The organism is Mesorhizobium sp. U510, from assembly GCF_059180695.1.
In genome coordinates this window covers 5,931,701-5,956,447 of sequence record NZ_CP180532.1, presented here as the reverse complement: position 1 = coordinate 5,956,447, position 24,747 = coordinate 5,931,701, and the positions used below count along the sequence as shown (strand labels likewise).

The 24,747-nt window shown below is 64.2% G+C and carries 24 protein-coding genes; 17 read left to right on the top strand and 7 right to left on the bottom strand.

All coding sequences use genetic code 11. The annotated features are described in order from the left end of the window. Positions 1-67 precede the first annotated feature (67 nt). Genes ACLGL5_RS30795 through ACLGL5_RS30755 form a run of 9 tightly spaced genes read left to right on the top strand, consistent with a single transcriptional unit; the run spans position 68 to position 8,418 of the window. Positions 68-1,375 carry an ABC transporter substrate-binding protein gene (locus ACLGL5_RS30795; protein ID WP_019859755.1) on the top strand — a complete coding sequence of 436 codons (1,308 nt, stop codon included), beginning with the start codon at positions 68-70 and terminating at the stop codon, positions 1,373-1,375. Between the two features lie 25 nt (positions 1,376-1,400). Continuing rightward, on the top strand, positions 1,401-2,129 hold the full coding sequence (locus ACLGL5_RS30790) for an ABC transporter ATP-binding protein (RefSeq protein WP_019859754.1): 729 nt from the start codon (positions 1,401-1,403) through the stop codon (positions 2,127-2,129). After that, positions 2,126-2,854 (top strand): ABC transporter ATP-binding protein, encoded by a 729-nt coding sequence (locus tag ACLGL5_RS30785; protein WP_019859752.1) that lies wholly within the window; start codon positions 2,126-2,128, stop codon positions 2,852-2,854. Before ACLGL5_RS30790 ends, ACLGL5_RS30785 begins: the two co-directional genes overlap by 4 nt. Next, positions 2,841-3,704 (top strand): branched-chain amino acid ABC transporter permease, encoded by an 864-nt coding sequence (locus tag ACLGL5_RS30780; RefSeq protein WP_019859751.1) that lies wholly within the window; start codon positions 2,841-2,843, stop codon positions 3,702-3,704. Before ACLGL5_RS30785 ends, ACLGL5_RS30780 begins: the two co-directional genes overlap by 14 nt. Beyond that, positions 3,701-4,726 carry a branched-chain amino acid ABC transporter permease gene (locus ACLGL5_RS30775; RefSeq protein ID WP_069092767.1) on the top strand — a complete coding sequence of 342 codons (1,026 nt, stop codon included), beginning with the start codon at positions 3,701-3,703 and terminating at the stop codon, positions 4,724-4,726. The genes ACLGL5_RS30780 and ACLGL5_RS30775 overlap by 4 nt, the downstream gene beginning before the upstream one ends. Positions 4,727-4,739: 13 nt before the next feature. Next, on the top strand, positions 4,740-5,756 hold the full coding sequence (locus ACLGL5_RS30770) for a zinc-dependent alcohol dehydrogenase (protein ID WP_069092766.1): 1,017 nt from the start codon (positions 4,740-4,742) through the stop codon (positions 5,754-5,756). A gap of 11 nt (positions 5,757-5,767) precedes the next feature. After that, entirely contained in the window at positions 5,768-6,556 is a 789-nt protein-coding gene (locus ACLGL5_RS30765) for an alpha/beta fold hydrolase (protein ID WP_069092765.1), read from the top strand. A 28-nt stretch (positions 6,557-6,584) separates the two neighbouring features. After that, positions 6,585-7,805 (top strand): acyl-CoA dehydrogenase family protein, encoded by a 1,221-nt coding sequence (locus tag ACLGL5_RS30760; RefSeq protein ID WP_069092764.1) that lies wholly within the window; start codon positions 6,585-6,587, stop codon positions 7,803-7,805. Positions 7,806-7,863: 58 nt separating this feature from the next. Continuing rightward, a complete protein-coding gene (locus ACLGL5_RS30755) occupies positions 7,864-8,418 on the top strand; it encodes a flavin reductase family protein (RefSeq protein ID WP_244748397.1) in 555 nt (184 codons plus the stop codon). A 103-nt stretch (positions 8,419-8,521) separates the two neighbouring features. On the opposite strand, the gene ACLGL5_RS30750 is transcribed toward ACLGL5_RS30755, so the two are convergent. From ACLGL5_RS30750 to ACLGL5_RS30725, 6 genes are all read right to left on the bottom strand, one after another. After that, positions 8,522-9,271, bottom strand: a complete 750-nt coding sequence (locus tag ACLGL5_RS30750) for a ribonuclease activity regulator RraA (RefSeq protein WP_069092763.1) — start codon at positions 9,269-9,271, stop codon at positions 8,522-8,524. 23 nt (positions 9,272-9,294) lie between these two features. Further along, positions 9,295-10,458, bottom strand: coding sequence for a mandelate racemase/muconate lactonizing enzyme family protein (locus tag ACLGL5_RS30745; protein ID WP_019859742.1), 1,164 nt, complete (start codon positions 10,456-10,458; stop codon positions 9,295-9,297). A gap of 26 nt (positions 10,459-10,484) precedes the next feature. After that, a complete protein-coding gene (locus tag ACLGL5_RS30740) occupies positions 10,485-11,582 on the bottom strand; it encodes an ABC transporter ATP-binding protein (RefSeq protein ID WP_019859741.1) in 1,098 nt (365 codons plus the stop codon). Positions 11,583-11,592: 10 nt separating this feature from the next. Beyond that, complete coding sequence (locus ACLGL5_RS30735; RefSeq protein ID WP_019859740.1) at positions 11,593-12,483, bottom strand: carbohydrate ABC transporter permease; 891 nt, start codon at positions 12,481-12,483, stop codon at positions 11,593-11,595. Next, positions 12,480-13,439, bottom strand: a complete 960-nt coding sequence (locus ACLGL5_RS30730) for a carbohydrate ABC transporter permease (protein ID WP_019859738.1) — start codon at positions 13,437-13,439, stop codon at positions 12,480-12,482. Before ACLGL5_RS30730 ends, ACLGL5_RS30735 begins: the two co-directional genes overlap by 4 nt. Before the next feature lie 77 nt (positions 13,440-13,516). Beyond that, entirely contained in the window at positions 13,517-14,995 is a 1,479-nt protein-coding gene (locus tag ACLGL5_RS30725; protein ID WP_019859737.1) for an ABC transporter substrate-binding protein, read from the bottom strand. Positions 14,996-15,209: 214 nt separating this feature from the next. Here ACLGL5_RS30725 and ACLGL5_RS30720 point away from each other — a divergent pair, with 214 nt between their 5' ends. The 7 genes from ACLGL5_RS30720 to ACLGL5_RS30690 all read left to right on the top strand — a co-directional run bounded on the left by ACLGL5_RS30720 (position 15,210) and on the right by ACLGL5_RS30690 (position 22,423). Continuing rightward, positions 15,210-15,920, top strand: a complete 711-nt coding sequence (locus ACLGL5_RS30720) for a GntR family transcriptional regulator (RefSeq protein WP_027047133.1) — start codon at positions 15,210-15,212, stop codon at positions 15,918-15,920. Between the two features lie 55 nt (positions 15,921-15,975). Next, the gene (locus ACLGL5_RS30715; RefSeq protein ID WP_069092762.1) at positions 15,976-17,142 is read left to right on the top strand and encodes a mandelate racemase/muconate lactonizing enzyme family protein; all 1,167 of its coding nucleotides are present in this window, start codon (positions 15,976-15,978) and stop codon (positions 17,140-17,142) included. 60 nt (positions 17,143-17,202) lie between these two features. Then, positions 17,203-18,561, top strand: a complete 1,359-nt coding sequence (locus ACLGL5_RS30710; protein ID WP_069092761.1) for a mandelate racemase/muconate lactonizing enzyme family protein — start codon at positions 17,203-17,205, stop codon at positions 18,559-18,561. A 103-nt stretch (positions 18,562-18,664) separates the two neighbouring features. Further along, complete coding sequence (locus ACLGL5_RS30705) at positions 18,665-18,991, top strand: NIPSNAP family protein (protein WP_064986113.1); 327 nt, start codon at positions 18,665-18,667, stop codon at positions 18,989-18,991. Between the two features lie 9 nt (positions 18,992-19,000). Further along, on the top strand, positions 19,001-20,200 hold the full coding sequence (locus ACLGL5_RS30700; RefSeq protein ID WP_038648575.1) for a mandelate racemase/muconate lactonizing enzyme family protein: 1,200 nt from the start codon (positions 19,001-19,003) through the stop codon (positions 20,198-20,200). A 171-nt stretch (positions 20,201-20,371) separates the two neighbouring features. Next, a complete protein-coding gene (locus tag ACLGL5_RS30695) occupies positions 20,372-21,868 on the top strand; it encodes an aldehyde dehydrogenase family protein (protein ID WP_069092760.1) in 1,497 nt (498 codons plus the stop codon). Positions 21,869-22,147: 279 nt separating this feature from the next. Then, the gene (locus ACLGL5_RS30690) at positions 22,148-22,423 is read left to right on the top strand and encodes a hypothetical protein (RefSeq protein WP_069092759.1); all 276 of its coding nucleotides are present in this window, start codon (positions 22,148-22,150) and stop codon (positions 22,421-22,423) included. A gap of 80 nt (positions 22,424-22,503) precedes the next feature. Here ACLGL5_RS30690 and ACLGL5_RS30685 read toward each other — a convergent pair whose 3' ends face one another. Beyond that, positions 22,504-23,601, bottom strand: a complete 1,098-nt coding sequence (locus tag ACLGL5_RS30685; RefSeq protein WP_069092758.1) for a CaiB/BaiF CoA transferase family protein — start codon at positions 23,599-23,601, stop codon at positions 22,504-22,506. A gap of 106 nt (positions 23,602-23,707) precedes the next feature. On the opposite strand from ACLGL5_RS30685, the gene ACLGL5_RS30680 reads away from it, so the two are divergent. Next, the gene (locus tag ACLGL5_RS30680) at positions 23,708-24,730 is read left to right on the top strand and encodes an LLM class flavin-dependent oxidoreductase (RefSeq protein WP_056570824.1); all 1,023 of its coding nucleotides are present in this window, start codon (positions 23,708-23,710) and stop codon (positions 24,728-24,730) included. The last annotated feature ends 17 nt before the right edge of the window (positions 24,731-24,747 follow it).

Below are 24,747 nucleotides of genomic sequence, written 5' to 3'. Positions count from 1 at the left end.
ACAAGTTTTGAACTGACGCCGGTCTCGTCGAGGGGACGGGCCGGCTTAACCAAGGGAGGAAATGACCATGACCTACTACAACAAACTCGTGAAATCGGGCTTGCCCAGCCGCCGGACCGTGCTGAAGGGGCTTGGAGCTGGTGTTGCCGCCGCCAGTACGCTGGCCATGCCGCGCTATGCGCGCGCCGCGACGGCGGGCAAGATCAAGCTGGGTTATCTCAGCCCCACCACCGGTCCGCTCGCCCTCTTCGGCGAGACGGACGGCTACACCTTGCAGAAGATCCGCGCCCTGCTCGGCGGCCAGCTGCAATGCGCCAACGGCAATACCTACGAGATCGAGATCCTCGATCGCGACAGCCAGTCCAATCCGAACAAGGCATCGGAAATCGCCGGCAACCTCATCCTGAACGACGAGGTGCACCTGCTCGTTCCGGCCTCGACCACCGATACGATCCTGCCCGCGGCCGAACAGTCCGAACTCTATGAGACGCCCTGCATCTCCTCGGGCGCGCCCTGGCAAGCGGTGATCATGCCGCGCGGCGGCGGCAAGCAGACCTTCGACTGGACCTACCATTTCTTCTGGGGTCTCGACGAAGCGCTGAACACCTTTGTCGGGCTCTGGAACCATCTGGAGACCAACAAGAAGGTCGGGATGCTGTTTCCCCAGAACATCGACGGCGAGACCTGGGGCAATGACGAATACGGCCTGCCGGCACCAACCCGCAAGGCCGGCTACGAGGTCGTCGTGCCCGGGTATTTCCAGCCGCGCACCAATGATTTCTCCGCGCAGATATCCGAATTCAAGAAACAGGGCTGCGACATCATCGGCGGCATCACTTATCCGGACGATCTCAAGACCTTCGTCACCCAGTGCAACCAGCAGGGCTTCAAGCCGAAGGCGGTCACGGTGGCGGCAGCACTCTTGTTCCCGGGCGGCGTCGAGGCGATGGGTCCGCTCGGCAACGGCATGTCCTCCGAGGTCTGGTGGACGCCGGCCTTCCCGTTCAAGTCGTCGCTGACTGGCCAGGTCAGCAGCGACATCGCCAGCCAATGGGAAGCCGATTCGAAGCGGCAGTGGACGCAGCCGCTGGGTTATTCGCATGCCCTGCTCGAGGTCGCGCTGGACATATTGAAGCGCTCCTCCAATCCGCTCGACCGGACGGCCAACCGCGACGCGCTGGTCGCCACCGATCTGCAGACGCTGGTCGGCCATATCAAGTTCGACGGTTCGGCGCACAAGAACATCTGCAAGACGCCGATCTTCGGCGGCCAGTGGGTGAAGGGCGAGAAATGGCCCTACGACCTGAAGATCGTCGACAACACGGTCAATCAGCTCTTCGCGCCGCAACAGGCGATCAAGCCGATCGCCTGGTGACATGAGCAGGGACGCGGACGGATCGATGGATAGGGAAATCCTGCTGACGGCGCGCGGCGTGTCGAAGTCCTTCGGCGCCGTCCGCGTCCTGCATGAGGTGAGTTTCGACGTGCGTCGGGGCGAGGTGCTGGGCATCCTCGGCCCGAACGGGGCGGGCAAGACGACGCTGTTCAACATGATCAGCGGCGATTTGAAGGCGTCCGGCGGCGAGATCCAGCTCGGCGACACGGCGCTGCGCGGCGAGCCGCCCTTCCGTCGCTGCCAGATGGGGATCGGACGGACCTATCAGATCCCGCGTCCCTATTCCGGCATGACCACTTTCGAGAACCTGCTGGTCGCCGCCGCGTTCGGCGGCGGCCGGTCGGAGAAGCAAAGCTATGCCTTCTGCGCCCAGGTGCTGCGCGATTGCGAGCTTTCCGACAAGGCCAATGTCTCGGCCGGTGCCCTGACGCTGCTCGACCGCAAGCGGCTGGAACTGGCGCGCGCGCTGGCGTCGGATCCGAAGCTGCTGCTGCTGGACGAGATCGCGGGCGGGCTGACCGACGATGAATCGAAAGCGCTGGTGGCGCTGGTGCGCCGCATCCGCGACCGCGGCATCACCATCGTCTGGATCGAGCACGTGCTGCATGCGCTGCTGGCGGTGGCCGACCGGCTGTTGGTGCTGAACTTCGGCGAGAAGATCGCCGAAGGCGTGCCGGCCGAGGTGATCGCGCTGCCCGAGGTCCAGCGCGTCTATATGGGGATCGAGGCATGACGGCCGTTCTTTCCACCCACGGGCTCTTGGCCCGCTATGGCGATTTCCAGGCGCTCTACGGCATCGACATCGAGCTGCACCAGGGTGAGGCCGTGGCCCTGATCGGCGCCAACGGGGCAGGCAAGTCCACCCTCCTGCGTTCGATCATGGGCCTGCTCCCGGTCGGACGCGAGATGGTGCGGCTGCACGGCGACCCTGTCGGCGGCACCGCGACCGACCGCATGGTGCAGAAGGGCGTCGCCATCGTGCCGGAGGGCCGCCGCCTGTTCACCGGCATGTCGGTCGAGGACAATCTGCGCGTCGCCATCGACCAGGCCGCGCGCATGGGCGCCAAGGGCGGATGGACGCTGCCACGGCTGCACCAGCTCTTCCCGATCCTCAAGGAGAAGGCCCGCACGCAGGTGCAGAGCCTCTCGGGCGGGCAGCAGCAGATGGTGGCCATCGGCCGCGCGCTGCTGTGCCAGCCGCGCGTGCTGCTCTGCGACGAGATCAGCCTCGGCCTTGCACCCAAGGTGATCCGCGAGATCTATGCCGCTCTGCCTGAAATCCGTGCCACCGGCACGGCGATGATCGTGGTCGAACAGGATGTCGGCCTCGCCCGGAGCGCCTCGGACCGCCTCTACTGCATGCTGGAGGGGCGCGTGACCCTGACCGGCAGGTCGGCCGAAATCACGCGCGAGCAGATCGGCAAAGCCTATTTTGGAGCGGGCCATGGAGTGGTTTGACGCCTTGGTGCAGGGGATCCTGCTGGGCGGCATGTATGCCCAGTATGCGCTCGGCATGGCGCTGATGTTCGGTGTCATGCGCATCGTCAACATCAGCCATGGCGACCTGGTGATCCTGCTGTCGCTGATCGGCATCTCGATGGCCTCGGCCTGGGGTCTGGGACCGCTGCCTGTGCTGATCGTATTGGTGCCGCTCGCGGTGCTGATGGGCTGGGTGCTGCAGAAGGCCGTGCTGAACCGGGTTGTGGGCAGCGATCCGCTGCCTTCGCTGATCGCGACCTTCGGACTGTCGATCGCGCTGCAGAACCTGATGCTGCAAATCTGGTCCGCCAACAGCCGGTCGCTGCCCGGCCATGGGATCGAGAGCCAATCCATCGAGATCGGCAGCGTCTATATCGGCCTGCTGCCGCTGATCGTGCTGGCGGTCGCCACGGGTCTGACCTGGGGCCTCGATCTGACGTTGAAGCGCACGCGCTTCGGCCGGGCGCTGCGCGCCGCGTCGGCCGATGTCGAGGCGGCGGCGATGACCGGCATCAACCCGCGCGCCGTCTATGCGATGGCGACGGCGGCGGCGGTCGGCATCCTGGGCTTTGCAGCCGTCTTCCAGGCGCTGCGGTCGACCGTCGCGCCGGCCGATGGACCGGCCCAACTGATCTACGCGTTCGAGGCGGTGATCATCGGCGGCATGGGTACGGTTTGGGGCGCCTTCGTTGGCTCGATGGTCCTCGGCATCTCGCAGGCCATCGGCTTCCGCATCGATCCGGGCTTTGGCGTGCTCGCCGGACACATCGTCTTCCTGATCGTGCTGGCGACCCGCCCGCAGGGCCTGTTCGGAAAGGCATTGGCATGAGCGCGATCCCCTACACGGAAACCGAGTCGCCCGAGGTGCTGGTGCAGCGCCAAACCCGCTCCGGTCGCGTCGCGATGACGCTGGCGGTGCTGGCGATGATCGCTGTCGCGGCCATGCCGTGGTGGGCCTCGACCGGTACGATCCGCTCGATCCTGGTGTTATGCTGCTACATCGCCGTCGCGCAGATGTGGAACCTGCTCGCCGGCTATGCCGGCCTTGTCTCGGTGGGCCAGCACGCCTTCATGGGCGCTGCCGGCTACGCGCTTTTCGTGTTGGCGCAGACCTACGGCATCAATCCGTTCGCGGCGGTCTTCCTGTCGCTGCTGGTGCCGGCGGCGCTGGCCGTGCCGATCTACCTTTTGCTTCATCGCCTGGACGGTCCGTATTTCTCGATCGGCACATGGGTGGTGGCCGAGGTCTTCCGGCTGACCGCCTCGAACCTGCCGCTGGTCAATTCCGGCGCGGGCATGTCGCTGCGCGTGATGAAGGATTATTCGGCCTTCGAGCGCAATGTCGCCATGTCACTGCTCTGCGCCGGCATGCTGCTGGTCACGCTGGGCGGCAGCTACTGGCTGCTTCGCTCGCGCTTCGGCCTTGCGCTGATCGCCATGCGCGACAATCCGGTTGCGGCTGCCAGCCAAGGCGTGAATGTCGCAAAGCTGCGCTTCCTCGTCTACGTCGCGTCGGCGGTCGGCTGCGGCCTTGCGGGCGCGATCTACTTCATGGCGCAGTTGCGGATCACGCCGGGTTCGGCCTTCGATCCGATGTGGGCGAATGTGGCGATCTTCATCGTCATGGTCGGCGGCATCGGCTCCATCGAGGGCGTTCTGATCGGATCCCTGATCTTCTTCATCGCTGACCGCTGGTTCGGTGAATACGGCGCAACCTATTTCGTCGTCCTCGGCCTGATGACGCTGCTGGTGGCGCTCTACGCCCGCACCGGCATCTGGGGCCTGATCTCGAAACGGTGGGATGCGCCATGGTTCCCGATCCGACGCAAGCTCGTCGATCCGGACCGCTGAGAGGGAGGGTTCTATGAAAGCAGCCATCTTCGATACGGTCGGCAGTCCGCTGCGCGTCGGCACGGTGCCGGACCCGACCCCGGCGCCCGACGAGGTCGTCCTGCGTGTCGCCGCTTGCGGCATCTGCGGCAGCGACTTGCACATCACCGAGGATCCAGCGCCTTTCGGCATCGGTGGAGGCTTCGTCCTCGGCCATGAATTCGCCGGCGACGTCGTCGCGCTGGGATCACGGGTGGCCGACCTTCGGATCGGTGACCGTGTCGCCGTCGTGCCGATGCGCGGCTGCGGGCACTGCCAGGCTTGCCGGCGCGGCGATCCAGGCCGCTGCCCCGACATGGTGCTGATTGGCGGCGGCTATGCGCAATACGCGGCCGTCGCCGCGCGCCAATGCCATGTCCTGCACGAAGAGGCGGCGATAGAGGATGGCGCGCTGGCCGAGCCGCTCTCGGTCGCGCTGCATTGCATCGTGCGCTCGGGCATGAAGCCGGGGGACCGGGTCGCGATCCTGGGCGCCGGACCGATCGGCCTGCTCGTCGCCTTCTGGGCGCGGCGGATGGGGGCGTCGTGCGTGGTCGTGGCCGATATCAACAGCCATCAGCGGGACCGCGCGCTGGCGCTTGGCGCGACCGGTTTCGCGCTATCGGGCAACAAGCTGGCCGAGAACCTTGCCGATCTCTGCAGCGGCGCGCCCGATATCGTCTTCGAATGCGTCGGCAAGCGCGGCCTCATCGGCGCGGCGGTCAAGGCCGTCCGGCTGCAGGGCACGGTGGTCGGCGTCGGCCTGTGCATCGGCGGCGACGAATGGGACCCGTTCGTCGCGCTGACCAAAGAAGTGAACCTGCTGTTTTCGGTCTTCTTCCATCAGCGCAACGAGTTCGGCGTCGCCCTCGATGCGCTGCGCGGCGGACCTTTCGCGCCGCAGGCGCTGATCACCGACCGGATCGATCTGTCGCCGGTTCCGCAGGTCTTCGAGAGCCTTCGCCGCCGCACGACGCAGTGCAAAGTGCTGATCCAGCCCGACCTTGCCTGAGGAGGTATAGAATGACCGTTCAATTCGAAACGCTCGAATACGATGTCGGCGGCGTAAAGACGGTGGTGAAAGCCATCGGCAAGGGCAAACCCGTGCTGTTCCTGCACGGCGCCTCGACGCTGGAAGGTTTCGACTTTGCAGCAGGTCTCGCCGACCGTTTCCGCGTTCTGTGCCCCAGCCATCCCGGCTTCGGCTTTTCGGGCGCCGCGCCACATGTGGCTGCGATGTCCGACATGGTTCTGCACTATCTGAACCTGCTCGATGCCCTGAAACTCCCGGAGAACCCCCATCTCATCGGCTTTTCCATGGGTGGCTGGATGGCGACCGAGCTGGCTGGCCTTGCCCGCGAGCGTTTCGACAAAGTGGTGCTGGTCGCGCCGGCCGGGCTCAACGATCCCGCGCATCCGGCGACGGATTTGGGCGCGGTGGCGCCGCAGGAGCTGCCGGCCTTTCTGGCGCATGACGTCTCGGTGGCGTTGCGCTATTTCCCCGACGGCTCGGACCCGGCCATTGCGGAGGCCTTCGGCGCCGATCGCGCCCGTGAGGGCGAGACGCTGGGTCGCCTGCTGGCGCCATTCGGCATGGGCCACCCGAATCTGCGCCGTTTCCTGGCGCGCATCACCAATCCGGCGCTGGTCGTCTGGGGCACCAGGGACCGTCTGCTGCCCGCCAGCCAGGCGCCACTCTTCGTCGAGGCGCTCCCGGATGCACGCCTGATCCAGGTCGAGGATGCCGGCCATTTCGTCATGCAGGAAAAACCCGAAACGCTGAGCAAGATCGGCGACTTCCTCGCCGGTTGATCACATTTCAAACAAGGAGGAGAAAACGATGAACAAACCCATCAAGCATGGCTCGTGGGGAACGACCGTCGACCATCGCGACCTGCTGAAGAAGATCGCGGAGATCGGGCCGATCCTGGAAGCCAATGCCGCCGCCGACGAGGAGAGCGGCGAACTGACCCAAGCTAGTTTCGAGGTGCTGAAGCCGCTGCGCATGTCGCATATCTTCGCCGCCGAGAGCCTTGGCGGCGCGCAGTTGCCCCCCACGCAGGGCCTTGAACTGATCGAGGCGATCACCTGGCATTCGGGTGCGGCGGGCTGGGTTTCGATGGTGCATTGCTGCATCGGCGCGATGTCGGCGGCCTTCCTGCCTGACAGTGCGGTCGCGCGGCTTTTCGCGCCGGGCACCGACAACCGCTTCTCGGGGCAGGGCGCGCCGCTGGGCATGCTGAAGAAGGTCGACGGCGGCTACCGGCTGAACGGCAAGTGGAGCTATGGCAGTGGATTCAGCCACGCCACCTACAGCCACAGCGCCGCCTTCGTCGACGACGGCTCCGGCAAGCCCGCCAAGGACGAGAACGGCAATGTCATCGTCATGTGCGCCCATGCGCCGATCTCCGAGCACAAGCAGCTCGGCAATTGGGACGTGCTGGGCCTTGGCGGCACGGGCAGCATCGACTACGCGGCCGAGGACGTCTTCATCGCCGATGATCTCGTCTTCCCGATCCTGACCGCGCCGCCGCTGCGCCAGAAGGAGTTCTTCAGCCTCGGTGTCGTGGGCCTCGCCGCCATCGGCCATACCGGCTGGGCGCTGGGTGCCGGCCGGCGGATGCTGGACGAGATCGCCAAGTTCGCCCGCTCGAAGTCGGGCCGCGCCGGGCTGATCGGCGAGAGCGAGAAGTTCTGGCACGACTACGGCCGCGCCGAGGCTCGCTATCGTGCCGCCCGCGCCTTTGTCTTCGAAACCTGGCGCGACGTCGAGGCGACGGTCGAGGCAGGCAACAGGATGTCGACGCGACAGATCAGCCTTGTCCATCTGGCCAAGTCCGAGATTCACGAAGTCGGCGTCGATATCTGCAACTTCGCCTACCGCGCGGGCGGCGGCGCGTCGCTGCGCGCCGGCGTGATCCAGCGCACCTTCCGCGAGATGATGGTGGCGGCCAACCACTTCACGATCGCGCCGTCGATCGTCACCTCGGCCGGCCGCGATATCGGCGGCATGTGGAGCGACCGCGTCTGGCAGTTCTACGACCTGATCGAGAAGAAGTAGTCCGAAGGGCCGGGCGGGGGACGCCGCCCGGCCCCTTTTTCCAAGCAGCAGAAGAGACATGTCGATGAACGCGCCGCATCCGATGACCAACGCCTTCCGCGAAGCCTTTCGCCGCCATCCGGCGGGGGTCGCCGTGATCACGGCCGACCCCGGCGACAGGCCGGTGGCGATGACCGTGTCCTCGCTGATCTCGGTGAGTGCGGCGCCGCCGGTCGTCGCCTTCTCGCTTTCGATGAAATCGACCTCGTCCGAGCCCCTGCTGCGGGCCGAGACCATGGTGATCCACCTGCTCCGCTTCACCGATATCGACCTGGCGCAACTCTGCGCATCGAGCGGCGCGGAACGCTTTCCGCCCGGGGGCGCCTGGGCACGGCTGCCGACGGGCGAGCCGCGCTATACCGGCGTTTCGACCTGGTTCCGCGCGCGCCGGCTCGGCCTGCTGCCGATCGAGGGCGCGACGCTGGTCGCGGCGGAGCTGCTGGAAGGCGACGTACAGCCGGACGAGGTCCCTCCGGAGGCGCATTCGCTGGTCTATCTCGACCGTCGCTGGCATCGCCTGCACAAGGAACTGGACGGCGTGGCCGAGCTGCTCGATTCGTCACGTTTTCTTTGAGCCCGCCCGTAGCCGAGGCAGGCTCAAAATATCGCGCGACGCTGCGGCGAGAGGCCATCGCGCCGCCGGAAGGGGCTGCCATCCGCCGCGGGTGATCCCTGCGCTAGTTTGGGTTCCCCAAGCCGTTTGCTTTGCGCCACGCCTCGTATTCTGCGCGCGCGTCGTCATGCAGCGGATAATAGCGTTGCAACGGGGCGCCCTGCATAAGCTTCTCTCGCGAGAACTCTTCCCAATCGTGATGTGTCTTCGCTTCCTCGATGACCTTTGCGGCCATTGCGACGGGAACCACCACGACGCCATCGTCGTCGGCAACGATGATGTCGCCGGGGATCACCGCGACACCGCCGCAGGCAATCGGAACGTTGACGGCATTGGGATAGATGCTGGTCTGAACATGATAATTGGGCGTCCAGCCGCGCAGCCAAAGCGGCAGGTCGAGCTTCTCGACATTGGGCCTGTCGCGCATGCATCCATCGATGACGATGCCGGCACCGCCTCTGCCCTTGAAGTAGGTCGACATCATATCGCCAAAGACACCCGAGCTCATGTCGCCGCGCGCGTCGACCACGACCACGTCGCCTTCCTGGGCATGATAAAGCACGTGCCGGTGCAGTTGCGTCTCCGGGTCGGCATATTCACCCTCGTTGAAGAGATCCGGCCGTTGCGGCAGGAACTGCAGCGTCAGCGCCGGCCCGACGATCGACTTGCCGTGGTTCTGCGCCACCGGACCGACCATGTGGGGATTGCGGAAGCCCATATGGCCGAGCGTGCCGGCAACGGTCGCGGCACCGATCTCCCTCAATCCCTCGATCAGGTCCTTGGGCGGCCGAATGATGTCGGAGGTATGCGTCATGGTGGACTCCGGTTGAAATTGAACTACCAGTTGGTGACAGAACCGTCGCGGCGCTTGAGGTGGGGTGCCTCCCAGAAACGGAAACTCTGCGCCTGGATCGCCGTCTCGTTGACCTCGACGCCGAGCCCCGGCAGATCGCCGACCGGATAGGCGGGGCCGTCGAGTTGTGGTTGCACGGGGAAGAACTCGGAACTGTCGAAGCCCAGCTTCCTTTCGGGCACCCTGGTCTCGAGCCAGGCGAAATTGGGGACCGCGGCGGCGAGATGCACTGTCGCGGCCGTGCACACCGGGCCCAGCGGATTGTGCGGCATCAGGTCGACATAGTGCGCCTCGCTCCAGCCGGCGACCTTCATCGCTTCGGTGAGCCCGCCGACATTGCAGACATCGAGCCGGTTGAACTGATGGATGCCGCGCTCGATGTAGGGCAGGAACTGCCACTTGCTGGCAAATTCCTCGCCGATGGCGAACGGGATGTCGGTCATCGTGCGCAGGGATTCGTAGGCTTCCGGGGTTTCGTCGCGTATCGGCTCCTCGAGGAAATCGAGCACGCCGCGGCCGAGCTTGTTGCAGAAGCTCGCCGCCTCGGCCACCGACAGCCGATGATGATAGTCGATGCCGAGGACGACCTCGTCGCCCAGCGCCTCGCGGGCCTTGTTCAGCATCCGGGCCGTCACGCCGATCGACTCGCGCGGCTCGAAAATGTCCTTGCTGCTTTGCCCGGCGGGGAAGAAGCGGATCGCCTGCCAGCCCTGCTTGTACAGCTCGCAGGCCCGTTCGATGGCGACATCGCCCTCGGCCTCGTCACCGGTCGAAGCGAAGGTGGGGATGCGGTCACGCTGCTTGCCGCCGAGCAGTTCGTAGACCGGCACCCCCAGCGCCTTGCCCTTGATGTCATGAAGCGCGATGTCGATGGCGGAAATCGCCGCCTGCAGAACGCGCCCGCCTTCGAAATACTGGCTGCGATAGGCCTCTTGCCAGATCCGGCCGATCTGCAGGGGATCGCGGCCAATGAGGAATTCGCGATAGTGCTCGACCGCGCCGGTCACGGCCCTTTCGCGGCCGCTCAAGCCGCTCTCGCCCCAGCCGAATATGCCCTGGTCGGTCTCGACCTTCACCAGCATCTGGTTGCGCGTTCCCACCCACACCGGGTAGGGCTTGATCGCCGTGATCTTGAGCTTCGTCGTCATCCACGCCCACGTCCCAATCGCCTGTCTCAGGCGGCCTCGAGTGCCATTTCAGTTTCGCCGTCGAACAGGTGCATCCGCTCCTGGTCGAACTCGAGCCAGATCTGCTCGTCAGGTTTGACGGCAATGTTGGGGGACACGCTGATGTTGACGATGGCGCCGGAGAGGAGCGCCTGCACGAAGGTGACGTCTCCGGTTGGTTCCACCGTATAGGCCTTGGCCGGGATGGCGCCGGGGACCGCGCTTTTGTGGAGTTTGATCGTCGAGTGTCGCGCACCGAGCACGACCTTCTTGGTGGTCGCGCTCTGGGCCTTGCGCGCGTTGCGTTGCGACAGCTGGAGGCTCCAGCCTTCGGCGCTCTTCAGGACGGTGTCGCCGTTTGCCGTCGATGCCTCCAGCGGAATAAGGCTCATCGCCGGGCTGCCGACGAAGCTGGCGACGAACATGTTGGCGGGATGCGCGAAAACCTGCGCCGGCGAATCATATTGCTGCAGAAAGCCGCCGTTCATCACAGCCATCCTGTCCGCCATGGTCACGGCTTCGAGCTGGTCGTGCGTCACATAGACGATCGTCGCCTTGAGGTCCTGATGGAATCGCTTGATTTCGGAGCGCATCTGGACGCGCAGCTTGGCGTCGAGATTGGACAGCGGTTCGTCCATCAGGAACACCGCGGGGTCTCGAACAAGCGCCCGGCCAAGCGCCACGCGCTGCTGTTGACCGCCCGAAAGTTCGCGCGGCTTGCGCTCGAGCAACTGCGTCATGTCGAGCACACGCGCCGCTTCGCGGACCTTCTTGTCGATCTCGGCCTTGGGCAGCTTGCGCATCTGCAGCGGGAAGGCGAGGTTCATATAGACCGACTTTTGCGGATAGAGCGCGTAGTTCTGGAACACCATTGCGATGTCCCGGTCCTTGGGGTCGAGATCGTTGACCACCTGGTCGCCGATGACGATGTCGCCCGACGTGATCGGGATCAGCCCGGCAATGAGATTGAGCGTTGTCGTCTTGCCGCAGCCCGAGGGGCCGACGAGCGCGACGAACTCACCATCATTGACCGTCAGCGAGACCTCGTTGACGGCTTTGAAGCTGCCATAGGTCTTGACGAGATCTTTGAGGACCACATGGGCCATCGGCAACTCCCTAATGCTTGACCGCGCCTTCTGTAAGGGCGCGTACGAAGTATCGTTGCAGGACGAGGAACAGCACCACGACGGGCACGCTCATGATGAAACTGGCCGCCATCAGGCCCGGAAAGTCCGTCGTGTTTTCCGAGAAGAAGCGCTGGATGCCGACCGGCAGCGTCAGCTGTTCGTTCTTGGAGAGGAAGGTGTAGGCGTAGATGTACTCGTTCCACGCGCCGATGAAGGAATAGATCGCCGTGGCGATGATGCCCGGCGTCGACAGCGGCATCACGATCAGGATGAAGGCCTGGAAGCGCGTTGCGCCATCGATGCGCGCCGCCTGCTCGAGCTGCACCGGGATGTTGTCGTAGAAGCCCTTGAGCAGCCAGATCGCCAGCGGCAGGCCGAAGGTGAGGTAGGTGAGAACGAGCGAGCCATGCGTGTTCACCAGCCCGATCGCGCGCATCAGGATGAACAGCGGCACGAGAAAGATCACCGCCGGGAACATGTTGCGCAGCAGGACGGTGAAGAACAGGAAGTTCCGGCCCGGGAAGGTGAAGCGCGAAAACGCGTAGGCCGCCGGAACCGCCACGATCACCGAGAGGACAGTGGTGGCGGTGGAGACGAAAAGGCTATTCCAGAAGAAGCGGAGGAAGTCCTGGCCGACGCTGTTCTGCGGATCGAGCAGCTTCTGGTAGCTGGCAAGGGTCGGTTGGTCAGGCCACCATTGCGGCGGGAATTGCATCGCGGCAAAGCCCGACTTGATCGAGGTGAGCAGCATCCAGACCATCGGCAACGCGGTGTAAAGCAGCATGAACACGAGGAAGATGCGTCCGCCCCACCGCCATCCGTCGAAGCGCAGGCGGCGACGGGCCTGGCCTCGAGCGGCTGTCTCGGCAATCGTGCTCATGCGCTGCCATCCTTCCTGTCGTTGCCGCTTAGCGCGCGGACGTAGAAGTAGCCGAACGTCATCAGGATGATGAACAGCAGCACCGAGTAGGCCGACGCCACCCCCCAGCGCTGCCGGCCGAAGGCGAGTTCATAGATGTGGGTGATCCAGATATGCGATGCGTTCGACGGACCGCCGCCGGTCATGATCCAGGGGATGATGAAGGAATTGAAGTTGGCGACAGCCAGCAGCAGGATCGTCACGGTCGAGACGTTTCTCAAATGCGGGAAGGTGACGTGCCAGAAGCGCTGCCACGCATTGGCCCCGTCGACTTTGGCGGCGCGCAGCAACTGGTCGGGGACCGTCTGCAGGCCGGCCATCATCATGATCATGGCAAACGGAAATTCGCGCCAGATGTTGACGACGATAAGGGAGGGCAGCACCGTCGAGACGCTGTCGATGAAATTCGGCGGCCGGTCGGCCAGTCCGAGGCCGACCAGCACCGCGCCGATGATGCCAAAGTCCGAGTGGTAGATCCACTTCCAGATATAGGAGGCGGCGACCGCGCTGATGACCCAGGGAATGATCAGGATGGCGCGCAGCACACCACGGCCGAAAAAGTCGCGATGGAGCGCCAGCGCGGCGGCAAACCCCAGGACGAAGGAGATGCCGGTGGATCCCACCGTCCAGATCAGCGTGTTCCAGGTGACCTTCCAGAACACCGCACTGGTGAGGATGGCGGTGTAATTGTTGAAGCCGACGAAGGTCTTGTCGCGGAGCTGCAGGCCAGGCGGCGTATTAAAGAACGACAGCTCGATCGTGTAGTAGATCGGATAGGCGATGACGACGAGCATCACGGCGATCGCGGGCAGCACGTACGCATAGTCAGCGCGATGCTCCCAGATCTTGCGCAGCACACCGGATTTACCGGGTTGCAATCTTCGGCGAGCCTCGGTCTTGCCGGTCACGATCGTCACTTTGGCGTGCCCTTGTTCGTCGGAACGAACCGGCTGACCCTTGGGGCAGCCGGTCAGGATCGCAGGTCAGGCTCGGACTAGAGTCCGCCCATCAGGTCTTTCACCTTCTTGGCCGCGTCGTCCGCTGCCTGATCGACGGTCATCGCTCCAGTCAGGGCATTCTGCAGCATGTCCGGGATGATGATGTTCATGATCTCGGGAGATTGCGGCAGCGCCGGGAACGGGATGCCGTATGGCAACATCGAGGTCGTGACATCGAGGAACTTGATGCTGTCCAGACGCTCTTTCATCCATTTGGTCTTGAAGCCGTTGAGATTGCCCGGGTTCGAGCCGGCATAGGCCATCTTCAGCGACCATTCCGGGCTGGTCCACATGCAGATGATAGCCTTCGCGGCCGGTTCGTCCACCTTGCCGCCCTCGACATATTCGGGCTTCAGGATGTGAATGTTCGAGCCGCCGAAGACGACGGCGCGCTTGCCGTCAGGGCCGGTCGGGATCAGGCCGTAGCGCATGTTGTCGATGACGGTCTGCGCCTTGTCCTTGTCGGTGCCGGTCGCCTTCTTCTGCAGGTCGAGCATGACATTGTAGTCGGACGGGTGCGAGATCATCATGCCGAGCTGGCCGGCGAGGAACAGCGGCTGGTTGTCGGCCTGCTGGTTGGTGAGTGCCGAGACCGGAACCGACTTGTCGCGGACATACATGTCGTAAGAGGCTTGCAGCGCGGCCTTGCTCTGCGGGCTGTCGAGCTCGATCTGCTGATAGGTCGGGTTCGCCGAGGTTTCGTCGAAGACGCCGCCGCCATAGGCCCATAACTGAGGCATGAAGCGGTACGGGGTATTGCCGGCATTCTTGCGGGCCACGAGGCCGTAACCGGCAATGCCGAGCTTGTCATGGATCTGCTTGGAATACTTGACGACGTCGTCCCAGGTTGCCGGAGCCTTGTCCGGATCGAGGCCCGCGCGCTTGAAGATATCGGCGTTCCAGATGAACGCCATCGTCTCATTGTTGGTTGGAATGCCGTAGGTCACGCCGTCCCAGGTCACGGCTTTCATGGCGCCGGGCCAGAAATCATCCGCCGAATACCCTACATCCTCGGGCTTGAGCGGCTGCAGATAGCCCTTTGAAGCGAACTCGGTGCCACCCAGGATTTGCAGGCGGACCGCCATCGGCGCCGCATTGCCAAGGAGCGCCGTGCGGAATTTGTCCAGGAGATCGTTGTAGGTGAGGGCCTGTTCCTCGAGCTGGATGTTCGGATAGGTCTTGCGGAAGGTCTCGAAGAAATCCTTGTAGTACTGGCGCAAGAGATCGGGGTCGCCCTCGAACACGCCCTGATACCAGAAGGTCAGTCGCCCCTTGTAGTCGAGCGGGGTGACCTTGCCGCAATCGGCGGCCGTGTCAAATTCCTGCGTGCCCGCAATGGAGCGCACATATTCCGGCGACCACTTGCTCAAGTCGACCGGCGCCGCGCCCAGAGCCGGTGCGGACATCAACGATGCGATCAATGCAGTGGAGACAGTGCCGCGCAGGACGGCACCGCCGAGTGTGATCCTCGTCATAGGTATCCTCCAGGTTTCTCTCCCATGCCGCTCTGCATCGAGGCGAGCGGCCTTACTCGTCGGTCGCCGGGACATCTCCTCAAATGTATCCCTTCGAGCAATTTATACGTTTTCAGATCGCAGATTGGCTGTCAACGCAACAAATCGTACATTGTTTATGGAAATCGTGCGTGATATCGAGAAAGGTGTGTATTCATGGAAGGGGGAGCCGGCCTTGGCCGACACGCGGGAATTTAAAGCAGAGCCACCCGAGGGGATCGATCCTCTCGGCGCCTCGAGCGAGGGCGCCTCGCTTTATGAGCTGATCAGGGAGGACATCATCGAGGGCCGGCTCGCCGCCAACGAGCGTCTGGTGGTCACCGATCTGGCCCGGCGTCACGGCACCTCGACCAATCCCGTGCGCGAGGCCCTGCAACTGTTGCGCGGCGAAGGCTTTGTCACCTTTCTGCCCAATCGCGGGGCACGCGTGCGGCCCATAGATCAGGATTTTGTCCGCGATATCTACGAGATCGGTGTGCTGATCGAGCCGGCCCTGACGCGATGGTTCGTGAGCATGGCCACCGACGAGGACATCGCCGAACTCGAACGTCTTCAAGGTCTGATCGAAGAGAACAATTTTGCCGACACGTTCAGGCACAGCGAGCTGGACACCGCTTTTCACACCGTGATGTACCAGAGGCACTACAACCGCCATGCCGCCGAGCTTTGGTGGAAACATCGCGAAGTGCTGCGCGCCGTGAGCCGTCGTTTCAATTTCACGCTCGCCCGGCGTGCCGCCATCATCCGCGAGCACCGCGAGCTCATCGCGCATGTGAAGGCGGGAAATGCCGACGAGGCAGCCGAACTCATTGCGCGCCATGTCGAGGGCTCCGGGCGGCATGTCCTTGAACACATGCGCGCGCGCAACGCCGCGCGGGCAGGGTAGATCAATCGGCCCGGAACACCGCTCTTTAGGTCATCCAGATGAGGATAGTTGAGAGATGAAAATCACGAGCATTCGGCCGTGGCTGATCAAATCCGATGCTTCCTATTGGGGGGAGTACCTGTTCGTCGAAGTGACGACCGACGAAGGCGTGAGCGGCTGGGGGGAGATCACCACCACGACGAAGCTTGCCAACCGTGCGCTCTGCACGATCCTGCGACAGATCGGTGCCTCCGTGACCGGCGAGGACCCGGCGCGCATCGAGCAGCTGTGGCACAAGATTTTCCGCAGCTTCACCTATATGGGCAGCCGCGGCGCCGCCGTCGAATGCGTGAGCGCCATCGACATAGCCCTCTGGGACCTCCGTGGCAAAGTCCTCGGCAAGCCGATCTACGAGTTGCTTGGCGGTCCGGTGCGCGAGGAAATCGCGCTCTACACCCATCCCAACCAGGCCAAGTTCACCAGCAAGGAGGCTGTGGTCCGCGAAATCAGGGACATCGTCGAGTCCGGGCACACAGGGCTCAAGTTCGACCCTTTTCCGCATCAGGGCCGCGGCCCCGATGGGCTGTCGCGCGAGCAGCGGGACGGCTACCTCGATGGCAGCATGACCCGCAAGGACGAGCGCGAAGCGGCCGAACTCACGGCGCTGATCCGCGAAACGGCGGGTCCTGACGTCGACATCCTCATCGATGCGCATGGCCGCTTCGACGTTCCCACCGCCATTCGCCTCTGCCGCAGCCTGGAGGAAGCCGGCCAGATCGACTGGTTCGAGGAGCCCTGTCCGCCCGAAAGCCTCAACGCGCTCAAGCAGGTGCGTGACAAGGTTAGTGCTCCAATCTCATGGGGCGAGCGCGGCCACACGAAATGGGATTTCGTGCCGGTGCTCGAGAACAAGCTCGCCGACTACATCATGCCTGACGTCACCTGGACCGGCGGCATTACCGAACTCAAGAAGATTTCCGCCCTGTGCGAAGCCTACTACATCCCGGTCTCGCCGCATGACGCCGCGGGGCCGATCAACGTGGTCGCGGGGGCGCAGGTGATGATGACCGTTCCGAACTTCTACAAGCTCGAAACGTCGGAATGGAACCTGGGCAAATACGATCATCTCATCGACAGACCGCTCGACGTTTCGAACGGCAGCCTCAAGCTGACGTCGAAGCCTGGTCTCGGTGTCGAGATGAACCGCGATTACCTGCAAGCCCACGAGATCGAGCTGAGCTAGCAACGCTCAATGCCGGGCGGCGTTCGCGGCGCAAGCCCCCGACCAGAACGAGGATAGATCATGCCAAAGACGGGTGGAGCCGGCGAGGCTCTCAATCGGGTCAACACGAATTCCAAGCCATCCGACCTTCGCATCACCGACATGCGGGTGGCCGAAATCGTCGGCGCGCCATTCACCTCGGCGCTGCTCAAGATCTACACCAACCAGGGCATCGTCGGGCTCGGCGAGGTGCGTGACGGCGCCAGCGCCACCTTCGCGTTGATGTTGAAAAGCCGGCTGCTTGGCGAGAACCCTTGCGATATCGATCGCCTGTTTCGCCGCATCAAGCAGTTCGGCGGGCACGGCCGGCAAGGCGGCGGCGTGTCGGCGGTCGAGATCGCGCTGTGGGATCTCGCAGGCAAGGCCTATGGCGTCCCCATCTACCAGATGCTCGGCGGCAAGTTCCGCGATCAGGTGCGCGTCTATTGCGACACCGACGCCGAGAAACCGAGCGGCACCGAAACCGGAAAGCGCCTCAAGCAGCGCATGGATCGCGGTTTCACCTTCCTCAAGATGGATCTGGGCTTGATGCAGATCGCCCATGTCCCGGGCGCCGTGTCCGCGCCAGCCGGAGCGCTCGACGGGTTTCATGCCAATCCACGCGGCCGTGGCGGCACCCTTGAGGAGCGCAAGGCCCGCAATCTCGCCTACGACGCGCAGAACGTGCAGCACCCGTTCACCGGCCTGCATTTCACCGAAAAGGGGATCGATCTGCTCGAGGAGTACATCCACGAGGTTCGCGAGGTGATCGGGTATGAGATCCCGCTCGCCATCGACCATGTCGGCCACATCTCGCTGCAGGACGGCATACGCCTGTCGCGCCGTATCGAGAAATACGTTCCGGCCTGGCTGGAGGATGTGATCCCCTGGCAATATACCGAACAGTACCGGCAATTGCAGCAGGCCACCACTGTGCCGATCTGCACCGGCGAGGACATCTACCTCAAGGAAGGCTTCGAGCCGCTGCTCAAGAGCGGCGGCCTCTCCGTCATCCACCCAGACCTGCTCACCAGCGGGGGCATCCTCGAGACCAAGAAGATCGGCGACATGGCGCAGGATCACGGTGTCGCCATGGCGATCCATATGGCCGAAAGTCCGATCGCCGCGATGGCCGCCGCGCATGTCGCCACCGCGACCGAAAACTTCATGGCGCTCGAATACCACTCCGCCGATGTCGACTGGTGGGACGATATCGTCACCGGCCTGCCCAAGCCGCTCGTCAAGGACGGCTTCATCACTGTGCCCGACAGACCTGGGCTGGGCATAGATGATGTGGTCGACGAGGTGATCGGCCAGCATCTGCAGCCCGGTGTCATGGGGATATGGCAATCCACCGAGCATTGGGACAATGAATATAGCTGGGACCGGACCTGGAGTTAGCCCAGGCCCCCTGCCATCATTCCCCTCAGGCTCACAGGGCCTACGACCGACCATTGGTGTCGACCTCTCCCAAGGGAGAGGCGAAGAAGGAACGGACGAAACCATGATCTACGAACTGCGTATCTATGACTGCCTGCCGGGCAGGCTGCCGGCTTTGCTCAAGCGCTTTTCCGAGCAAACGCTGGCCATCTGGGAGAGGCATGGCATCCGCCAAGCCGGGTTTTTCACCACGGCGATCGGCGAAAACAGCAATCGCCTCACCTATTTCATCGCCTGGGAATCGCTGGCCGAGCGTGAGGCGAAATGGGCGGCTTTCGTTACCGATCCGGCATGGCACAGGGCCCGCGACGAGTCGGAGCGCGACGGGCAGATCGTTGCCAATATCAGCAGCCAGCTGCTCACGCCGACAGCTTTCTCGTCTGTGAAATAGGACTGCGCCATGAAGATCACCGACCTGCGCTGCGCCGTCATCGGCAAGCACCCGATCGTCCGCATCATCACCGATGAAGGCCTCCATGGCCTTGGCGAGGTCGAGTTCACAAAGACCTACCTCAAGCCGTTTGTGCTGCATTTCCGCGAAGCGTTGATCGGCGAGGATCCGACCGACGTCGAGCGGGTGATGCTGAAGATCCGCCAGCGCGGCTCGTTCAAGCCTTATGGCGCCGCCGTCTCCGCCATCGAGCACGCCTTATGGGATATCGCCGGCAAGGCGGCGGGCGTGCCGGTCTATAAGCTGCTTGGCGGCAAGGTGCGCGACAAGGTGCGCGTCTACAACGGCTCGATCCGCCGGAAACGCGCCGGCGACCGGCCGGAGGATTACGCCGCCGACGTCAAATGGATGATGGAGCAGCCGCAGAATTTCTTCATGGTCAAGCAGGGAATCTCGTTCCACTCCAACATGAAGGACAGCATCGAAGGCTTCCATTACGGCGTGACGCAGAAGAAGGCCGGTTATCACGGCGCCATGGATCAGGGCGTGATCAGCGAGCGCGGTTTCAATCACATGCTCGACTGCGTGATCGCGATGAAGGAGGTGCTGGGCGACAAGGTCAGCCTGGCGCTCGACTGCGGCCCGGGCTGGATGCTGCCCGATGCGATCAAGTTCGCCCGCGCGGTCGAGAAGTACAATCTGATGTGGCTGGAGGACATGCTGACCGGCGACTATGTGCCGTGGGTCAATCCGCAGGCCTATCGCGAGCTGACCACCTCCACCTCGACGCCGATCCATACCGGCGAGCAGATCTACCTCAGGCACAATTTCAAGGAACTGATCGAGACGCAGGCGGTGCGGGTCATCGGCCCCGATCCGGCCGATATCGGCGGCATCGCCGAACTCAAATGGGTCGCCGAGCACGCCTACATGCACTCGATCCTGATGGCGCCGCACGGCACCGCGAACGGCCTGCTCGGCCTCGGCGCGCTGATCAATGTCTGCGCCACCTTGCCGGCCAATTACGTGGCGTTCGAATATCCCAGCGCCTCGGACCCGTGGTGGGAGGAGCTGGTGATCGGCCTGCCGGCGCAGATCGTCAGGGATAGCATGGTGGACCTGCTGGAAGCGCCTGGCCTGGGGCTCGATATCGACGCCGAAGCGGCCAGGAAGTATCTCAGCGAAGAGGATGCGGGCTTCTTCGACTGAACCATCCTTCTTTCAGCATGCGAGCGGGTGCCCGGCGCCGGCTTCCGACAGCCGCTCGGGCGACGTTTGCGGTGCTCGTCGCCGCCGGCATGGACCCCAAGCCCATCTTTCCTTGTTGAGGTCGACCGCGCCGGGAGTAATAGTCGCGGCGGAGTTCGTTTGGAGGACGAGATGACGCTGAGCTTCGACCCGAGGGCGAAGGCCACGACGCTTTACCATGGCGAATTCCGGCCGATGTTCATCGGCGGCAAGTGGGTCGCGGCGCAGTCCGGCCAGGAGATGCAGTCGCTGAACCCCGCGACGGGCGAGGTGCTGGCGACGGTGCCGCGCGGCGGGGCGGCCGATATCGACGCGGCGGTGGCCGCCGCACGCGCCGCCTTCGAAGGGCCGTGGTCGAAATTCTCGCCCTATGAGCGGCAATGCGTGCTGTTGCGCATCGCCGATCTGTTCGAGACGCATTGGGAAGAGCTCAGCGTCTCCGACACGCTCGACATGGGGCTGCCGATCACCCGCACGCTGGCCAACCGGCGCCGCGTCATCGGCATGCTGCGCTTCTATGGCGGCATGGCGACGGCGCTGCATGGCGAATCCATCGACAATTCGATCCCTGGCGAGATCGTCTCCTTCACCCGGCGCGAGCCTGTCGGTGTCGTCGGCGCGATCATTCCCTGGAACGCGCCGACCGCCGCCTCGATCTGGAAGATCGCGCCGGCGCTCGCCACTGGCTGCACCATCGTGCTGAAGCCCTCGGAGGAGGCGTCGCTGACGCCGCTGCTGATCGCGCGTCTGATGCAGGAAGCCGGCGTGCCTGACGGCGTCGTCAACATCGTCACCGGCACCGGAGCCGAGGCCGGCGCGCGGCTCGCCGAGCATCCCGACGTCAACAAGATCGTCTTCACCGGCTCGACGCTGACCGGACAAGCGATCGCGCGGGCGGGTGTGGCCAACCTCAAACGGGTTTCGCTGGAGCTCGGCGGCAAGTCGCCGATCATCGTCTGCCGCGACGCCGACATCGACAAGGCCGTTCCGGTCGCGGCAATGGCGGTGTTCGTGCATTCGGGCCAGATCTGCATCGCCGGCTCGCGCCTGTTCGTGGCGCGCGAAATCCACGACGAGTTCGTGCGCCGCGTCGCGGAATTCGCCGGCAGACTGCGCATCGGCCACGGCATCGAGGCGGAGACCGAAATCGGGCCGCTGATCAATGCCAGGCAGGCCGGCAAGGTGGAGGGCTATATCAAGGCCGGCAGCGACGAGGGCGCGAAACTGGTCGCCGGCGGCTCGCGGCTGACGGGCGCGCTCTATGATGGCGGCAACTTCATTGCGCCGACCGTCTTCGGTGCTGTATCGGACAAGATGACCATCGCGCGCGAAGAAATTTTCGGGCCGGTCATTTCCGCCATGCCCTTCGACACGCTCGATGAGGCCGTGGCGCGCGCCAATGCGACGCCCTATGGGCTCGCCGCCGGCATCTTCACCACGCATCTCGGCACCGCGCACAAGCTGGCGCGCCGCATCAAAGCCGGCTCGGTCTGGGTCAATATGTACCACGCCATCGACCCGGCGGTGCCGTTCGGCGGCATGAAGATGTCCGGCTATGGCCGCGAAGGCGGCATCGAGCATCTGCATGAGTATCTGGAGACCAAGTCAGTCTGGATCCAGACCGACTGATATTCAGGTGAGGCCGGCCTGCGAACGGCAGCTTCCTGCGCTTCCGGTGCTCACGTACTGTAAGTACGCTCCGCTCCGGTTCTCGGAAGCTACCGTTCTCGACTCGGCCTGACCTGAATTATCGACACACCCTGGCGCGTGTGGGGGGGTGATGCGCTGCGCAGTTTGCCCCGGCGGGCATGCAAATCGAGGGGCAGGCAAACCGGTGCCAGGGAACCTTTGTTCGGTTGGTGATTTTTGCCTATATAGGACATGCGAACGGCCAGGAGGGTGTTGCCGATGACGACGAAACGGTTTGCGATCTGCGCTCTTGCCGTGGCGATGGCCTGCGGCATGTCAATTTCGGCATTCGCCGGGTCCAGGCATCGCCACCACCAGGCCGAGCCGGATCGCTACGTTCCCGCCGATGACGATTTCATCGGCTTCCTGTTCGGCGGTCCGCGCTACTACGACCAGCAGCTGTTCACGACGGCGGCGGGCGCCTGCTCCTACCACCGGGTCGGGCCGGATGCGAACGCGTTGAACAAGATCAACGATCATCATTGCGGGAAATAGCTGGGCCGCGCAGCGCAAGCCAGTTGTCGCTAATTTCCGGCAACCTGGGGCAACTTTCAGCGGCCTGAAACTGGCTGATTTCAACGGTTTGTATCTGGATCCGCCAGTTCTGCGCGAATCTCGGCGCCGTGTTCGTCGCGCGCGGGACCTTTGGTCGGCGTCTTTTGCGCCCATCCGGAAAAGCGAGGAGCAGCGGCTGCCTGCAGGACGCCGTCCACCGCCAGCCAGGAACCACGCGCGGCCATGTGCGGATGCCGGGCTGCTTCCCATGGGCTGAGCACCGGGGAGACGCAGGCATCCGAGCCTTCGAACAGGCTGGTCCATTCGTCGCGCGGTTTGGCGGCAAAGATCGCCGCCAGCCGGTTGCCGAGCTCCGGCCAGAGATCGCGGTCGAATTGCTTGGCGAATTGCGGATCGGCGGCGAGGCCGAGCCTGTCGAGGAACAGCGCGTAGAATTTCGGCTCGATGCACTGGACGCTGATGAAACCGCCGTCGGCGGTGCGATAGACGCGGCACCAGTGCGGGCCGTCGAGAAGGCTTTGGCCGCGTTCGGCGACGAGCCCGCCGGACTGGCCGAGCACCATCAGCAGGTTCATCATGTGGGCCGAGCCGTCGACGATGGCCGCGTCGACCACCGTGCCCTGGCCGCCGGCACGCGCGTTCATGATGGCGGCCAGCATGCCGATCACCAGATAGAGCGCGCCGCCGCCTATGTCGCCGGTGAGCGTCGGCGGCGCCATGGGCGGCTCGCCCGGCAAGGAGGCATACCAGAGCGCGCCCGACACACCGGTATAGTTCATGTCATGGCCGGCAGTGCCGGCCAGCGGACCGTCCTGGCCCCAACCGGTCATGCGGCCATAGACCAGCTTTGGATTGACCGCCAGGCAGGCATCCGGGCCGAGCCCGAGGCGCTCCATGACGCCGGGCCGAAATCCCTCTATCAGGCCGTCGGCGGTGGCGATGAGGCGCATCAGCACGGCGACATTCCCGGCATCCCTGAGATCGAGCGCGATGGAGCGCTTGCCGCGATCGAGCAGCGAGCGTTCGGGCAGGCCAGGCATGGGCGCCTGCTTGCGGTGGACGACGATGACATCGGCGCCGAGATCGGCGAGCAACATGCCGGCGAAGGGCGCCGGCCCGAGCGCCTCGATCTCGACGATACGCGTCCCCTTCAGCATTCCACCCTCCACGGCGTTCAGCCCTAGAGTATGGGCGCAAGGTGACGGTGTGTAACCCCGCTGTTTTGGCATTGAAGCAAGTGCCGCCCGCATATACTTCAGGGCCATGAAAAAAATCGGTTTTCTATCATTCGGGCACTGGACGCCCTCGTCGCAATCGCAGGTGCGCTCGGCTTCCGACGCGCTGCTGCAGTCCATCGATCTCGCCGTCGCGGCCGAGCAGCTCGGCGCCGACGGCGCCTATTTCCGCGTGCATCATTTCGCCCGCCAGCTCGCCTCGCCGTTCCCGCTGCTGGCGGCGGTCGGCGCAAAGACCAGCCGCATCGAGATCGGCACGGCGGTCATCGACATGCGCTATGAGAATCCGCTCTACATGGCCGAGGACGCAGGTGCCGCCGACATCATCGCCGGCGGCCGGCTGCAACTCGGCATCAGCCGTGGCTCGCCCGAACAGGTGATCGATGGCTGGCGCTATTTCGGCTACCAGCCGCAGGAAGGCAAAAGCGACGCCGACATGGCGCGGCATCACGCCGAGGTCTTTCTCGACACGCTGCGCGGCGAGGGGTTCGCGCAACCCAATCCACGGCCGATGTTCCCCAACCCGCCCGGGCTGCTTCGGCTCGAACCGCATTCGGAAGGCCTGCGCGAGCGCATCTGGTGGGGCGCTGCCACCAACGCCACCTCGGAATGGGCGGCCAAGCTCGGCATGAATCTGCAGAGCTCGACGCTGAAGTTCGACGAGAGCGGCAAGCCGTTCCATATCCAGCAGGCCGAACAGATCCGGATCTATCGCGAGGCCTGGAAAGCGGCCGGGCACGAGCGCGAGCCGCGCGTCTCGGTCAGCCGCAGCATCTTCGCGCTGGTCGACGACCGCGACCGCGCCTATTTCGGCCGCGGCAATGAGAGCCGCGATCAGATCGGCTTCATCGAGGAGAATACGCGGGCGATCTTCGGCCGCAGCTACGCCGCCGAGCCCGACGTGCTGATCAAGGAATTGGCGCAGGACGAGGCGATCGCGGAGGCCGACACGCTGCTGCTCACCGTACCCAACCAGCTCGGCGTCGACTACAACGCCCATGTCATCGAGGCGATCCTGACCCATGTCGCGCCGGCCCTGGGCTGGCGCTGACGGCCGCGCCATGTAAC

Excerpts from the sequence above, each read along its gene's own strand:
- ACLGL5_RS30795 (WP_019859755.1), top strand. The coding sequence starts at position 68 with ATGACCTACTACAACAAACTCGTGAAATCGGGCTTGCCCAGCCGCCGG.
- ACLGL5_RS30790 (WP_019859754.1), top strand. The coding sequence starts at position 1,401 with ATGGATAGGGAAATCCTGCTGACGGCGCGCGGCGTGTCGAAGTCCTTC.
- ACLGL5_RS30785 (WP_019859752.1), top strand. The coding sequence starts at position 2,126 with ATGACGGCCGTTCTTTCCACCCACGGGCTCTTGGCCCGCTATGGCGAT.
- ACLGL5_RS30780 (WP_019859751.1), top strand. The coding sequence starts at position 2,841 with ATGGAGTGGTTTGACGCCTTGGTGCAGGGGATCCTGCTGGGCGGCATG.
- ACLGL5_RS30775 (WP_069092767.1), top strand. The coding sequence starts at position 3,701 with ATGAGCGCGATCCCCTACACGGAAACCGAGTCGCCCGAGGTGCTGGTG.
- ACLGL5_RS30770 (WP_069092766.1), top strand. The coding sequence starts at position 4,740 with ATGAAAGCAGCCATCTTCGATACGGTCGGCAGTCCGCTGCGCGTCGGC.
- ACLGL5_RS30765 (WP_069092765.1), top strand. The coding sequence starts at position 5,768 with ATGACCGTTCAATTCGAAACGCTCGAATACGATGTCGGCGGCGTAAAG.
- ACLGL5_RS30760 (WP_069092764.1), top strand. The coding sequence starts at position 6,585 with ATGAACAAACCCATCAAGCATGGCTCGTGGGGAACGACCGTCGACCAT.
- ACLGL5_RS30755 (WP_244748397.1), top strand. The coding sequence starts at position 7,864 with ATGTCGATGAACGCGCCGCATCCGATGACCAACGCCTTCCGCGAAGCC.
- ACLGL5_RS30750 (WP_069092763.1), bottom strand. The coding sequence starts at position 9,271 with ATGACGCATACCTCCGACATCATTCGGCCGCCCAAGGACCTGATCGAG.
- ACLGL5_RS30745 (WP_019859742.1), bottom strand. The coding sequence starts at position 10,458 with ATGACGACGAAGCTCAAGATCACGGCGATCAAGCCCTACCCGGTGTGG.
- ACLGL5_RS30740 (WP_019859741.1), bottom strand. The coding sequence starts at position 11,582 with ATGGCCCATGTGGTCCTCAAAGATCTCGTCAAGACCTATGGCAGCTTC.
- ACLGL5_RS30735 (WP_019859740.1), bottom strand. The coding sequence starts at position 12,483 with ATGAGCACGATTGCCGAGACAGCCGCTCGAGGCCAGGCCCGTCGCCGC.
- ACLGL5_RS30725 (WP_019859737.1), bottom strand. The coding sequence starts at position 14,995 with ATGACGAGGATCACACTCGGCGGTGCCGTCCTGCGCGGCACTGTCTCC.
- ACLGL5_RS30715 (WP_069092762.1), top strand. The coding sequence starts at position 15,976 with ATGAAAATCACGAGCATTCGGCCGTGGCTGATCAAATCCGATGCTTCC.
- ACLGL5_RS30710 (WP_069092761.1), top strand. The coding sequence starts at position 17,203 with ATGCCAAAGACGGGTGGAGCCGGCGAGGCTCTCAATCGGGTCAACACG.
- ACLGL5_RS30705 (WP_064986113.1), top strand. The coding sequence starts at position 18,665 with ATGATCTACGAACTGCGTATCTATGACTGCCTGCCGGGCAGGCTGCCG.
- ACLGL5_RS30700 (WP_038648575.1), top strand. The coding sequence starts at position 19,001 with ATGAAGATCACCGACCTGCGCTGCGCCGTCATCGGCAAGCACCCGATC.
- ACLGL5_RS30695 (WP_069092760.1), top strand. The coding sequence starts at position 20,372 with ATGACGCTGAGCTTCGACCCGAGGGCGAAGGCCACGACGCTTTACCAT.
- ACLGL5_RS30690 (WP_069092759.1), top strand. The coding sequence starts at position 22,148 with ATGACGACGAAACGGTTTGCGATCTGCGCTCTTGCCGTGGCGATGGCC.
- ACLGL5_RS30685 (WP_069092758.1), bottom strand. The coding sequence starts at position 23,601 with ATGCTGAAGGGGACGCGTATCGTCGAGATCGAGGCGCTCGGGCCGGCG.
- ACLGL5_RS30680 (WP_056570824.1), top strand. The coding sequence starts at position 23,708 with ATGAAAAAAATCGGTTTTCTATCATTCGGGCACTGGACGCCCTCGTCG.